The following is a 13,615-nucleotide window of genomic DNA, read 5'->3' on the forward strand; positions in this document are numbered from 1 at the left end:
GAGGCCGAGGCATGGGACGGCCCTCGCGGGCGCGGGCTCAAGCATGGGGCGCCCCTCGTGGGCGCGGGACACAATGGCCCGATGCGGTACCTGATCCTGGGCGTCACCGAGGCGCGAGACGAGAACGGCAGTGCGCTGCCCGTGGGCGGTACGCGGCTGCGCGCCCTCCTCGCCGCCCTGGCACTGCGTGCGGGACGCGCCGCCCCCGTCGCCGAACTGGTCGACGACGTGTGGGCCGCGGATCCCCCGCACGACGCTCCCGCCGCGCTCCAGGCCCTCGTGGGCCGGCTGCGCCGAGTGCTGGGCAAGGACGCGATCACGAGTACGCACGGGGGCTACCGCCTGGCGGCCGGGCCCGACGAGGTCGACCTGTACGTGTTCGAGCGGCTCTCCCGCGAGGGGGCCGAGCAGCTCGACGCGGGCGATCCCGCGAAGGCCGCGCGCACGCTTAGCACGGCGCTCGCCCTGTGGCGCGGCCCCGCGCTCGCCGACCTGCCGGACCGGGACCACGGCCACGCCCTGCGCCCCGAGGGCCACCGGCTGGCCGCGCTGGAGCGCCGGATCGAGGCCGACCTGCGGTGCGCGGAGACGGGCACGGGCGGCGGGGCCGGGCCGAATTCCCTCGTACCCGAGCTCATCGAGCTGGCGGCCGCCCACCCGTACGACGAGCGCTTCCGGGCCCAGCTGATCCGGGCCCTGCGCGCCGAGGGCCGCCAGGCCGACGCACTGGCCGCCTACGAGGACGCCCGCCGCGCCCTCGCCGACGATCTCGGGGCCGATCCTGGGCCGGAGCTGGCCGCGCTCCACCGGGAGTTGCTCACACCGTCACGGGTGCGGTCCGGGGCGTCCGTGGCGGCGGTGCCGGTGTCGCCGGGGCCGCACGAATCGTCCGGTCCCGCCGTCGTGCACGGCAACCTGCGCCCTCGGCTCACCTCCTTCGTCGGGCGCGAGCGGGAGCTGAGGTCCATCCGCGCCGACCTGACCCGCTCCCGTCTGGTCACCCTCACCGGCCCCGGTGGCTCGGGCAAGACCCGGCTCGCCGAGGAGGCCGCCGCCCGCGGAGCACAACCGGTCCCGGCCCCGACGGCCCCAACACCCCCGATAGCTCAGACAGCTCAGACGGCCCCGGCAGCCCCGGCAGCACCTACGGCCCAGGAAGCCCCAGCCGCCCCCGCCCCCGAGGCCGGTGCGGACGCCTGGATCGCCGAACTCGCCTCCGTGGACGACCCCGCCGACGTACCCGGAGCCGTGCTCTCCGCTCTCGGTCTGCGCGAGACGGCCCTCCTCCGCGACAACCGCGAGGGACAGCCACCGCGCACCGACCCGACCGGCCTCCTCGTCGAGCACCTGGCACGCCGCTCCCGTATCCGCCCCTTCCTGCTCATCCTGGACAACTGCGAGCACGTCATCGACGCGGCCGCCACCCTCGCCGAGACCCTGCTCACCCACTGCCCGCAGCTGCGGATCCTCGCCACCAGCCGTGAACCCCTCGGTGTCCCCGGTGAATCCGTGCGCCCGGTCGGTCCGCTCCCGGCCGACCCCGCCCACCGGCTGTTCGCCGAGCGGGGCCGCGCCGTACGGCCCGGTTTCGACCTCGGGCAGGAGGCCGTGGGCGATGCGGACGCCGTCGCCGAGATCTGCCGACGGCTCGACGGACAGCCGCTCGCCATCGAGCTGGCCGCGGCCCGGCTGCGGATGCTCGGGCCACGTCAGATCGCGGACCGGCTCGACGACCGCTTCCGTCTGCTGACCGGCGGGAGCCGGACCGTACTGCCGCGCCAGCAGACCCTGCGCGCGGTCGTCGACTGGTCCTGGGACCTCCTCGACGAGGACGAACGCACCGCACTGCGACAGGTCTCCGTCTTCGCGGGCGGCTGGGACCTGCGGGCCGCGGAAGCCGTCGTCACCCCCGGACCGTCGCTCGCCGGGCCGGTCGCCGCCGATGCCCCCGCTGGCGCCCCCGCCGACGCCTCCGCCCGGCTCTCCGCCGCCGACCTGATCGGAGCACTCGTCGACAAGTCCCTCGTCGTCGCCACCCCGACCGCCACCGGCGAGATGCGCTACCGCCTCCTGGAGACCATCCACGAGTACGCCGGTGAACGCGCCGTCGAGGCACCGGAGATACACGCCGCCGCCGCGGACGCGCACACCGCGTACTTCCTCGCGCTCGTCGAGAAGGCCGAGCCCCTCCTCCGCTCCGGCGACCAGATGCCCTGGATCGAACGGCTGGAGACGGAACTCGACAACATCCGGGCCGCCCTCCATCGCACCCTCGTCACCAGCCCGTCCGAGGCGGAAGCCGTACGGCTGGTGCTCGGCATGGGGTGGTTCTGGTGGCTGCGCAACTTCCGTTCCGAGGGCCTCACCTGGACCGAGCGCGCGATGGCGCTCGGTCCGGAACCGGCCGACGACGGCGATCCCCGCTTCTGGCCGCGCATGCACCTGGAGATGCTGTGGTACTTCCTCGTCGTGGAGAGCAGGCCCGCCGGGGCCGTCCACGACGACGAGCGCCATCGGGTACGGATGGGCCGGGTGGCCGACGCGTTCCGGTCCTCCGGCCTCCAGGCCGCCCGTTTCCCCGGACTGCTCTGGCCGATGGCCCTGTTCACGACCCGTACGACGGTCGAGACCCACGCGATGATCGACCTGGTGGTCGACAACACCCGTGTCCACGGCGGCCGTTGGGAATACTGCCTCGCCCTGATGTTCCGTACCCACATGGCCGTCGACATGCCGGGCGGCATGCCCGGGGTCGACGGCGATCTCGCGGAGCTGCGCGAGCTGAGCCGCCGCATCGGGGACCGCTGGATCCGCGCCCAGGTCGCGAGCGCGACCGCGGAGGCGGGCGTGATGCGCGGGCGGTTCGCGCAGGCCCGAGCGGCGTACGAGGAGGCGCTGCTGCTCTCCCGCGAGGTCGGGGCGCACGCCGAGGCACCGTTCCTCCTCGCCCGCCTCGCGGAACTCGCCCACCGGACCGGGGACATGGCGGAATTCGAGCGGAACCTTGCCGAGGCGGAGAGCGAGGCGGAGCGCTACCAGGTGCACGACGCCCGCGCCTACTGCCATTTCCTGAGCGCCACCGCGGCCCTGGAACGGGGCGAGATCGCGGAGGCGCGGCGCCTGGTCACCGATGCGGCGGGCGCGGTCGGACGGGGCAGCCCGCCGTCCCAGTTCAACGCGGCGGTCGAGGGGCTGGCCGCCCGGATCACGGTGCGCGAGCGAGGACCGGGCCGTGGCCCGGCCGCCGGCGTACGCGGTCTGACGGCGGCGCTCCGGGCGGCGAGGAACGCCCAGTGCCCCGAGCTCGTCACCGGGCACCTGGCGGACTGCGCGGCCACCGCGCTGCCGGAGGTGGGCCACCACCGTGCCGCCGTACGGATCCTGGCGGCGGCGGACGGCTGGCGCCTGTTCGGCTCCCGGACCGGGGCGCAGCAGGCCGAGGTGGACGAGACCGGGCGGCGGGCCCGCGAGGAGCTCGGAGCTCAGCCGTACGAGGCGGAGCGGGCCGCGGGCCGCGGGCTGACCGTCGACGACGTCATCGAGCTCCTGACCCGTATCACCGAGGAGCTTCCGGAGACGCCGGGGTGCCCGGATGCTCCGGGGCTCGTGGAGGACCCGGGGCGAGGGGTAACGCCCGGACGTGCTGAGCCCCCGGGACGCACTGACGCCCCGGGACGTGCGGAAGCGCCCGGCTTCACCTCCGGTCTCACCCCGGACCGGCTCACTGGCAACTGATCCTCGAATCGGCCCAGTCGGCGAGCGCCGCGAAGCCGCCGGGCCCGGCGTGCTCGACGACGAGCCGGATGCTCTCCTGGCCGGTGATGCCGACGTCCACGGGCACGGCCGGATCGTCGCCGTTCATCACCGGGGACCGCCACAGCCGCGCCCCGGCACCGTTGAAGACGGAGAAGCGCACCGAGCCGAGCCCCAAGGTCATGTCGTCGATCCCGACCATCGCCTCGTACCGCGAGCACTGCCTGTTCAGCTGGATGGTGACCGAGGAATTGCCGTTGACGGTCACCCCGTGCGCGTACCTCGTGCCGCCGATCGACACGTTGGAACGCTGCCAGACCCAGCTGCTCTCGCCGAGCACCACCTCCGGTTCGGTGTGGTCACCCGTGAGCGAGTAGCTCAGCTCGCTGACCTGATAGACGGTCGGCGCGGGGGGCGGCGGGGTCGGAGTGGGCGGCGGGGTCGGGGTCGGCTTGGGCTCCGGCGCGGGGGGTGCCGGCTTGGGCGGCGTCGGTTTGGGGGCGGGCTTCGGGGGCGGGTGGACCTGGGCGTCGGCTTGGGTTTGGGCTTGGGCGGCGGGGCGGGAGCCGGGGGCGCGGGCGGGGCCGGCGGGGCGGGCTTCGGCGCCGGTGGGGCTGGCTCGGGCGGCGGTGACGGCGCCGGGGGAGCCACGACGGCCGGCTTCGTCGCGGGTCTGGCCTCGGGCTTCGGCTGGTCGTTGCCGACCAGTGCCCAGGCCAGTCCGGCCGCCGCGGCCACGACGACCGCCGCCGCGATTCCGGCCTTCGCCGGGGCGCCGAGCCCCTCCGAGGCCGCGGCCCCTCCGGCCGTACCCCCGCTGGAGCTTCCCCCGGTGGCGGCCGCCGCGGCGCCCGCACCCGCGGCTCCCGCCGCGCCACCGGCGACGATCCCGGCAGCCTTGAGCGAGTACCCGGCGGCGAACCAGCCGATGACCGCGACCGGCAGCAGCGCGGGGATCCCGGCGTTGACATGGGCCAGTTCGCCCGCGGCGAGCCGGCACTTGGAGCACTCCTCCAGGTGTCCGCGCAGGCCGCGCTCGGCCCGCATACGGAGCCCGCCCCGGGCGTACGCGCCGAGCCGGTCGGCGTAGCGCGCGCAGTCGCCGCCCGCGGTGAGCGCCTGGCTCACATGCGCCTGGAGGTAGGCCTGCTTGAGGCCCTCACGGGCCCGGCTGGCCAGTACCGCCGTGGCGTTGGCGGTCAGCCCGAAGAGCGGAGCGACCTCGCTGGGCGACTCCTCCTCCACGGTGGTGTGCCACAGCACGGCCTGCCAGCGCTCCGGCAGACTGCGGAACGCCCGCATGGCCATCGACTGCTCGGCCTCGTGCATCGCCAGCACATCGGCACCGAGGTCGAGCGTGTCCGCGTCCGACACCTGGGAGGACTGGGACGCCTGCGCGGCGAACACCGCGAAGTCGTCGACCAGATGCTCCCGCTTCGCGGTCTTGGTCCAGGCGGCTCCGACATGGCGGACGGCCGTCATGAGATAGGCCCGTACGGCCTCCTCGGGCCCCTTGCCGCGGCGTACCGCCTGCAGTGTGCGGGCGAAGACCTCGGCCGTCAGGTCGTCGGCGGTGTGGGCGTCCCGGCAGCAGCTGCGCGCGTAGCGCCGCACCGCGGCGGAGTGCCGCCGGAAGAGCTCCTCGTACGCGAGGTCGTCGCCTTCCCGCATCTGCCGGATCAGGTCGGCGTCGGAGGCAGCGGCGTCGGAGGCACCGGTGCTGCCACCCTCGCGCTGCATCGGCACCGAGGCGTCGGCCCCGGGACCGGGATCGACCGGTGCCGGCCACGGCCCCGGCAGGACGGTGCCGCCCTCGGCATCACCGCTCGACCGCCCCGGCCCGGCCTGACTCGGCACCTGCCGGGCGGACAGCCCACCGGCCTCCGTGACACCGCCCGCGGCGGAGACGTCGTCGAACGACTCTTCCTGCTGCCCGTCACCGCTCATCGCGGTAGCCCCCGTATGCACTGTCGGACCCGAACATCGGGCAAGAGTGCCACATGGCGCAATCACGACGGACTCTCAGCCCCCGCAACCACTCATCCGGGGCCTTTTTCCGAATGTGAGTGCTAACAGCCATCCATTCGTGGAAAGATCACTTTTCCCTTCTGTGTCGGTGAGTTGTGCGGCCGCAGTGCGCGATTCGAGCGCGTCAGCCGCACGGCGAGAGGGGGGACGCGGGTTTCGACGGCGGACGGGACGGCAGGCGAGGCGGCCGCGGACGCCCGACGCGGGGTCGGGCGGACAGAGACGGGCAATCACGGGCTGTCGACCAAGACCCCATCAAAACGGGCCACATCCGCCCTTCACGCCGACCGCCGCACCCGCCCCGACCACGCACCTCCCGGAGCCCCGCCGGGCGCAGCAGCAGCGACCATCGCCACCACCACGCCCGCGCACCCACGCCCGCGCGAAGCACCACACCCGCGCGCCCCGCGCAGGCGAGCTACCCGCGCGCCCCGCTCACGCGAGAGACCCGCACGAGTGACCCGCGCGCCCCCGCTCAGACGGCCGGCCGGGAGCGCAGCCCCTCCAGCAGGATGTCCAGCAGCCGGCTCGAAGCGGCGGCCTGCTGGGCCGCGTCGGGCAGCGAGGGCGCCGCCGTCGCTATCACCAGCAGGACATCCGCGACCGTCACATCGCGGCGCAGCTCGCCGGCCGCCCGCGCCCGGTCCACGAGGCGGCCGACCACCTCCAGCAGCTCGCCGGCTCCCGTGTTGTCGTCCTCGACGCCGGACTCCCCGGCGGAACGCTCATCGCCAGGCCGCAGGTCGGCCGGGCCGGCGCCCTGGCGCTGCTGAGGCACCCGGGTCTCGTCCCGACCACTGCCCGATGCCGATATCGATCCGGCCGCCGACGCCGAACCCTTTACGGCCACCGACTCCCCGGCCACCGCCGATTCGTCACCATCGGAATCGACATCGACGCCGACCCGCAGAACCTGGGGCGGCAGCAGCCGCCCCGCGCCCGAGGCCACGGACGTCCGCAGGAAGCGCGACAGCGCCGACCACGGCTCGTCCTCCTGGCCGAGCGCGGTCCGGGCCTGGTCCGTGAGCCGGGAGGTCTCCTCCTCGGCTATCCGCCGGACCAGCACGTCCTTGCTCGGGAACCGCCGGTACACCGTGCCGACCCCGACTCTGGCGCGACGCGCCACGTCCTCCATCGGAGCCCCGTATCCCAGCTCGCCGAAGACCTCGCGCGCGGCTCTCAGGACATGCTCCAGATTGCGCTGCGCGTCCACGCGAAGCGGAGCCGTGCGGCCATTCGTACCCGCCGACGCCCCGTTCGACGCCCCGTTCACTCCGACCGTGACGACCGAACCCGTCGTCGTCACCGCCCCGATCGTTCCCACCGCTCCGTTTCGTCCCGTTACGTCGGACGAATGGGACGGAACCGCAGCAGCAGTCGGCCAATGAGAATCCTGAATGTGCATAACTTTTCCCCCGGTTATGACGTCTCCCCCCGGAGACTTCCCGCCGTTTGAGCCGGAGAGTGGATCAACGTCCCAACCCGCCACCCCGACGACATACGAACATAGTTGAGCCCGGCTCAATTCAGAAGGGGGTAGTTCCGCACGGAGCGCCCCCCGATCGGAGCAAGGACCGGTTGGTCACTGATTCGACCCCCGCCCACGGCCCCCACCCCGACCCCTGACCTGCGCGGCTTGCCGCTCACCGCCGCGCCACGCCCCGACCGCCCGTCGAGAACCTCCGGTCACACAATTTGCCCAGGCTGTGGACAAACCCTGGAGCACGTTGCGTCATGGGGTGGTGATGGCTTCAGATTCCGGGGGAACACCCCCCGGCCCCCCGCCGGGTGCGCGCATTCTCGTCATCGGCGGCGGCTACGTCGGGATGTACACAGCGCTGCGTCTCCAGCGGAAGCTGAAGCAGAGACTCAGAAGCGGTGAGGCCGAGATCGTGGTCGTCACACCCGAGCCCTATATGACGTATCAGCCGTTCCTTCCCGAAGCGGCCGCCGGTTCGATCTCGCCGCGCCATGTCGTCGTGCCGCTCCGCCGCGTCCTCGCACACTGCCGGATCGTGATCGGCGAGGCGCGGAGCATCGACCACGGCAAGCGCACGGCGACCGTCACCACCCTCGCCACGGGGGAGGACGGCACCGGCGCCGTCGAGATCCCGTACGACGAACTCGTCCTCGCCCCCGGCTCCGTCTCGCGCACCCTCCCGGTCCCCGGCCTCGCCGACCACGGCGTCGGCTTCAAGACCGTCGAGGAGGCCATCGGCCTGCGCAACCACGTCATCGAGCAGATGGACATCGCCTCCGCCACCCGCGACCCCGCCATCCGCGACGCCGCGCTCACCTTCGTCGTCGTCGGCGGCGGATACGCGGGCGTCGAGGCCCTTGCCGAGCTGGAGGACATGGCCCGCTACACCTCGCGGTACTACCACAACATCAAGGCCGAGGACCTGAAATGGATCCTCGTCGAGGCCTCCGGCCGCATCCTCCCCGAGGTCGGCGAGGAGATGGGAACCTACGCGATCCGTGAGCTGCGTGGCCGCAACATCGACGTACGCCTCGACACCCGGCTGGAGTCCTGCGAGGACCGGATCGCCGTCCTGAGCGACGGTTCCCGGTTCCCGACCCGCACCCTCGTATGGACCGCGGGCGTCAAACCCGCGCCGGTCCTCGCCGCGACCGATCTGCCGCTCGACGAGCACGGCCGGCTCAGGTGCACGGCACAACTCGCCGTCGAGGGCGTCGCGCACGCCTGGTCCGCCGGGGACGCCGCGGCCGTGCCCGACCTGACCGCCGAGGAAGCGGGCCGCACCACCGCGCCCAACGCCCAGCACGCGGTGCGCCAGGCCAAGGTCCTCGCCGAGAACATCCTCGCGTCGATCGCCGGAGAGCCCCTCAAGGAGTACCGGCACAGCTACGCGGGCTCCGTCGCCTCGCTCGGCCTCCACAAGGGCGTCGCCCATGTCTACGGCCGCAAGCTCAAGGGCTGCCCGGCCTGGCTGATGCACCGCACGTACCACCTCAGCCGGGTCCCGACGTTCAACCGGAAGGCCCGCGTCCTTGCCGAATGGACCCTCGCCGGGCTCTTCAAGCGCGAGATCGTCTCGCTCGGCTCGCTGGAACACCCGCGAGCCGAGTTCGAGCTCGCCGCGGGCGGCAGACGCCCCGGGCCGAACGGACCACCGCACCCGGACGGCCCACCGGGGCCGCGCCCGGCCCCCGGGGCCGACGGCCCACCGCGCAGCGCCGGCTGACGAACCGTCGACCCGCCCGTGCACCCGCCAGGCGGCGGACCGTACCGACAACTGTCCGTACGGTCCGTCACACTGGACGTGTGACCATAGGTGGGCCCACATCTGCACAGAGTGACCCGGCCGGCAGTGACCGACAGTGAGCAGCCCGCACGAGCGGACCAGACCGACACACGAGGCCAGAAATTCCGTGAACTTCACGCGCTGGAGCGCCCGCCTACCCGGAACGCAGCGCCGCGCCGCCGCACGGGACGACCGCAGTTCCGTGCCCCCGGCCCGCGCCGAGTACGCACAGCCCGAGGCCGGGCCCCGCCCGCCGGACGGCGACACGCACGGCGGGACGAGTCACGATCCGCGGGACGACGCGCGCGGTGGGGCTTCCCGGCCGGGCGGCCCCGCGCTGGAGGACCTCTCCGCCCAGGACATCCTCGGCCAGCTGCCCGCCCTGGTGGCCCTGGTGTACGGCCCCGACCACCGGATCGCGTACGTCAACGACGCCTACACCGCCGCCTTCGGGCCCCGCCCGGTCGGCGCCACCGCCGCCGAGGCCATGCCGGAGCTCCACGAACTCAGCCTGCTGCCCCTCATGGACCAGGTCCTGCGCAGCGGCACCCCCCGCACGGTCAAGTCCCGCAAGGTCCGCAGCGGCAATTCGTACACCGTGACCTGCACCCCGGTGCACCGGGACGGCGAGGGCGGCACGGGCGGCCCCGGAAAGCGGAACAGGACCGACAAGAGCGCCAGGGGCAGAGGAAGAGGGGGCGAGGGCGGCGTGCTCGTGTACGCCGCCGATGTCACCGACCACGCCGAAGCGGCCGAACGGCTCCGCACCAGCGAGCGCCGCCACCGCGAGACGGCCGTCACTCTCCAGCGTTCCCTGCTCCCGCAGGAGCTGGAGCAGCCGGACGACCTCCGGATCGCCGCCACCTACCAGCCCGGCGGCACGGACGCCGCGGTCGGCGGCGACTGGTACGACGTCATCACCCTCGGCGCGGGCCGCACCGCCCTGGTCATCGGGGACGTGATGGGCCGCGGGGTGCGCGCCGCCGCCGTCATGGGCCAGCTCCGCACGGCGGTACGCGCCTACGCCCGGCTCGACCTCCCGCCGCACGAGGTGCTTCAGCTCCTGGACGGTCTGGCCGCCGAGATCGACGCCAGCCAGATCGCCACCTGCGCCTACGCGGTCCACGACCCCAACGAGGGCCGGCTCGTCTACGCCTCCGCCGGCCACCTCCCGATCCTGGTGTGCCACGAGGACGGCACGGTCCACCGCGCCGAGGACCCGACCGGGCCGCCGCTCGGCACCGGTGGCTGGATCCACACCTCGGGCACGATCGGGCTGCCGCCCGGTTCCACCGCCGTCCTCTACACGGACGGCCTGGTGGAGCGCCGGAGCGAGGACATCGACGAGGGCGTCGCCGCGCTGGAGCGCGCGCTGTCCGGGGCCAAGGGTTCGCCCCAGGTGGTCTGCGACCGGCTGATCCGCTCCCTCGGCGTCACCGCGGAGCACGACGACGACGTGGCCGTGCTGGTGGTCCAGCACCCCGCCCGCACGGGGGCGGACGCGGAGCTGTTCCACAACGCCTCGCTCGATCTCCTCGGTGGCATCGAGGCGGCCCCGCGCGCCCGCGCCTTCGCGACCGGGGTCCTCACCTCGTGGCGTTTCCCGGTCGAGCTCTGCGACCTGGGCGTGCTGGCCGCCGGCGAACTCGTCGCCAACTCCCTCAAGCACGGCACCCCGCCGATGCGCCTGGGCCTGCGGCGCACCGACCGGCGCCTGATCATCGAGGTGACCGACGGCGACGACCATCTGCCGCGCCGCCGCCGGGCCGACCCGGCGGACGAAGCGGGCCGCGGCATCTCCATCGTCGCGACGATCGCCTCGTCCTGGGGCAGCCGCCGGACACCGGGCGGTGGCAAGGCGGTCTGGTGCGAATTCGCCCTGCCGCGGTGAGGCCCCGTAGCGGACGGGGCCCGTCCGCTCAGCGTGCGACGGCAGCCGCCGCGGCGGAGCTGGGCTCCGAGTCCGGCAGCGACACGGCCACCACCCGGGAGGGCACCGCCTCCAGCGAGGGCTGATCCTGCACGGGGGTGAGCCGTCGGCCGAGCCGCAGCGCCAGCGCCGTGATGCCCAGCGAGAACAGCACGAACGTCACGATGTACGGCCCGTGCAGCGTCGCCCCCATCGGCCCGCCCACGGCCGGACCGACCGCCAGCGCGAGTTGCTTGCACAGGGCGAACGCGGAGTTGTACTGCCCGACCATCGACTCCGGCGCCAGATCGGCCACCAGTGGGGCCACGGTCGGCGACAGCATCGACTCCCCGAGTCCGAACAGGGCGTACGTGGAGATCATCGCGGCCGTCGCCATGGTCTGACTGCCGTGTCCGAGCCCCGCGTAGCCCGCCACGATCCAGGCGAACGCCCAGATCAGACCGACCGAGGCGATGACCCGGCTGCGCCTGCGGCGCTCGACGAACCGCAGCACGACGAACTGCGCGACGACGATGACGGCGGTGTTGGCGGCCAGCGCGATCCCGAGCGTCGAGGGCTGCATCCCGGCGGCCTCGGTGCCGTACGCCGCGAGCCCGGACTCGAACTGTCCGTAGCAGGCGAAGAACAGCACGAAGCCCAGCACGCACAGCTGCACCATGGCCCGGTGCGAGAGCAGCACCCGCAGTCCGCCCGGCGCCTTGGACCCGTCGGTGGGCCTGGCGTCGGAGAAGGACGGCGCACGGGAGAGCCGCACCGTGGAGGCGATGACGCCGAGCACGACGAACATCACGGCCTCGATGAGGAACAGCAGGGTGAAGGTCTCCGGCCGGTCCGTGTCGACGATCTGGCCGCCGACGAGCCCACCGATACCGAGCCCGAGGTTCTGCAGGAAGAACTGCATGGCGAAGGCGCGTGTACGGGTGGCGGTGCTGGAGCACCACACGAGCATGGTGGCGAGAGCCGGCTGCATGACGGCCGTACCCGCGCCGAGGACCGCGGCCGACAGCACGGAGGCGGTCACGCCCGACGACAGGCCGAGGGCGACGGCGCCCAGCGAAGCGACGGCCGAGGCGACGACGAGCACGGGCAGTGGCCCGCGCCGGTCGATGGCCCGCCCGGTGAACGGCAGGACGGCCAGCGCCGCCATGGCGAAGACCGCCAGTACGACTCCCGCGGTGCCAGCACCCAGATCCCGTACCTGTGCCACATAGACGTACAGATACGGAACGGTGAACCCCAGCCCGAACGCGCTCAGCGCGCTCCCCAGCTGGATCCGCCGCAGTGCTGCACCCATCTCCCTGGTCACACTCACCTACCTCAAGGTCTCGAAGCGACATGCCGAGCCATCCGAACGACTCGAACCCGAAGACTTTAGCACTAAAGTTAGAACCTCAACAATACAGCTTGAAGGACTTCGACGGCTTTGGAGGGCGTGCCATACTGCCCGCCATGCCTGACACCACCGAGCAGCCCGGACCGCAGGAGCCGGGCCTCGACGAGCAGATCGCCGCCTACCAGCGCGAGTTCCGCGACCTCGACCCCCAGGTCGAGCAGGTCGTCTCGGCCCTGGGCCGGCTGAACCGCCGGATGAACGTGGCGTACGGACGCCAGCTCGCCGCCCTCGGCATCAGCAACGCCGAGTGGGAGGTCCTCAAGACCCTGGTCCTGGCCGGCTCCCCGTACCGCCTGGGCCCGGGAGAGCTGGCCAAGCGCCTGGGTCTCACCCCGGCGGCGATGACCCACCGCATCGACCGCATGGCGGGCGAGGGTCTGGTCACCCGCGACCGCGACGAGAACAACCGGGTGCGCGTGATCGTCGAGCTGACCGACGAGGGCCGTACGAAGTGGCTGGAAGCCATGCGTATGGCCACCGACTTCGAGGAGGACCTGCTCCAGGACCTCACGGCCGACGAGCGCGGGGGCCTCGGCGACATGCTGATCCGCCTGCTGCGCCGCGTGGAGCACGCCCAGCCGGACGCGGGCGGCCGCCTCACCGACCTGGACTGAACGGGTACCCGAGCCCGTGCCCCGCACGCGTTCGGCACGTGTCCGGTAGGTGGGAAAAGGGCTTGACCTGGCAGGGTTGACACACCCCGCATCGGTCCGTAAGGTTCTTCGAGTTGTCACGGGGCCGGAACGGTTCTGCGACAACCGATCCCGCCGCGAATGCGGCAACCAAAACTCAGCACGATCTCCCGCTCAGGGCAATTTCGGCATGCCGAAATTGATTTCGAGGACTCGATTATGAGTCGCCGGGAAAATCCGCTAGAGTTTGGACGTCGGAACGGCCCAACAGCCGGGACGACAAGCCCCGCTGACTGGGAATCAGGCCCGAAAGGATCTGATAGAGTCGGACTCGCCGGAAAGGGAAGCGCGAAAGCGAAGAACTGGAAAGCGGAAAAGCTTGGCCCGCTTCGACCGGGAATCGGACACGAAAGAGTCTGATAGAGTCGGAAACGCAAGACCGAAGGGAAAAGCCCGGAGGAAAGCCCGAGAGGGTGAGTACAAAGGAAGCGTCCGTTCCTTGAGAACTCAACAGCGTGCCAAAAGTCAACGCCAGATATGTTGATACCCCGGCCTGCTTCGGCAGGTTGGTGGTTCCTTTGAAAGTCCTGCCGGGCCTCACGGTTCCGGTGGG

The 13,615-nt window shown here is 72.6% G+C and carries 6 protein-coding genes and 1 pseudogene; 4 read left to right on the plus strand and 3 right to left on the minus strand.

Features of this window, described 5'->3' with window-relative positions; genetic code table 11:
- Nucleotides 1-81 precede the first annotated feature (81 nt).
- Nucleotides 82-3,735 (plus strand): ATP-binding protein, encoded by a 3,654-nt coding sequence (locus GA0115234_RS34440; protein WP_093549582.1) that lies wholly within the window; start codon nt 82-84, stop codon nt 3,733-3,735.
- Here GA0115234_RS34440 and GA0115234_RS34445 read toward each other — a convergent pair.
- Both GA0115234_RS34445 and GA0115234_RS34450 read right to left on the minus strand, forming a co-directional pair.
- Nucleotides 3,722-5,700: pseudogene (locus tag GA0115234_RS34445) on the minus strand (sigma-70 family RNA polymerase sigma factor). The gene GA0115234_RS34440 and the pseudogene GA0115234_RS34445 sit on opposite strands and share 14 nt — an antisense overlap.
- A gap of 556 nt (nt 5,701-6,256) precedes the next feature.
- On the minus strand, nt 6,257-7,186 hold the full coding sequence (locus tag GA0115234_RS34450; protein WP_093549583.1) for a TetR/AcrR family transcriptional regulator: 930 nt from the start codon (nt 7,184-7,186) through the stop codon (nt 6,257-6,259).
- A 340-nt stretch (nt 7,187-7,526) separates the two neighbouring features.
- On the opposite strand from GA0115234_RS34450, the gene GA0115234_RS34455 reads away from it, so the two are divergent.
- Entirely contained in the window at nt 7,527-8,987 is a 1,461-nt protein-coding gene (locus GA0115234_RS34455; protein WP_093549605.1) for an NAD(P)/FAD-dependent oxidoreductase, read from the plus strand.
- Nucleotides 8,988-9,174: 187 nt separating this feature from the next.
- Nucleotides 9,175-10,938, plus strand: coding sequence for an ATP-binding SpoIIE family protein phosphatase (locus GA0115234_RS34460; RefSeq protein WP_093549585.1), 1,764 nt, complete (start codon nt 9,175-9,177; stop codon nt 10,936-10,938).
- A gap of 28 nt (nt 10,939-10,966) precedes the next feature.
- Here GA0115234_RS34460 and GA0115234_RS34465 read toward each other — a convergent pair whose 3' ends face one another.
- On the minus strand, nt 10,967-12,271 hold the full coding sequence (locus GA0115234_RS34465; RefSeq protein WP_093549587.1) for an MFS transporter: 1,305 nt from the start codon (nt 12,269-12,271) through the stop codon (nt 10,967-10,969).
- Between the two features lie 155 nt (nt 12,272-12,426).
- On the opposite strand from GA0115234_RS34465, the gene GA0115234_RS34470 reads away from it, so the two are divergent.
- On the plus strand, nt 12,427-12,984 hold the full coding sequence (locus GA0115234_RS34470; protein WP_093549590.1) for a MarR family winged helix-turn-helix transcriptional regulator: 558 nt from the start codon (nt 12,427-12,429) through the stop codon (nt 12,982-12,984).
- Nucleotides 12,985-13,615 lie beyond the last annotated feature (631 nt).

The sequence above is a fragment of the Streptomyces sp. DvalAA-43 genome, assembly GCF_900091725.1.
In the GTDB taxonomy this organism is placed as follows: Bacteria; Actinomycetota; Actinomycetes; order Streptomycetales; family Streptomycetaceae; genus Streptomyces; species Streptomyces pulveraceus.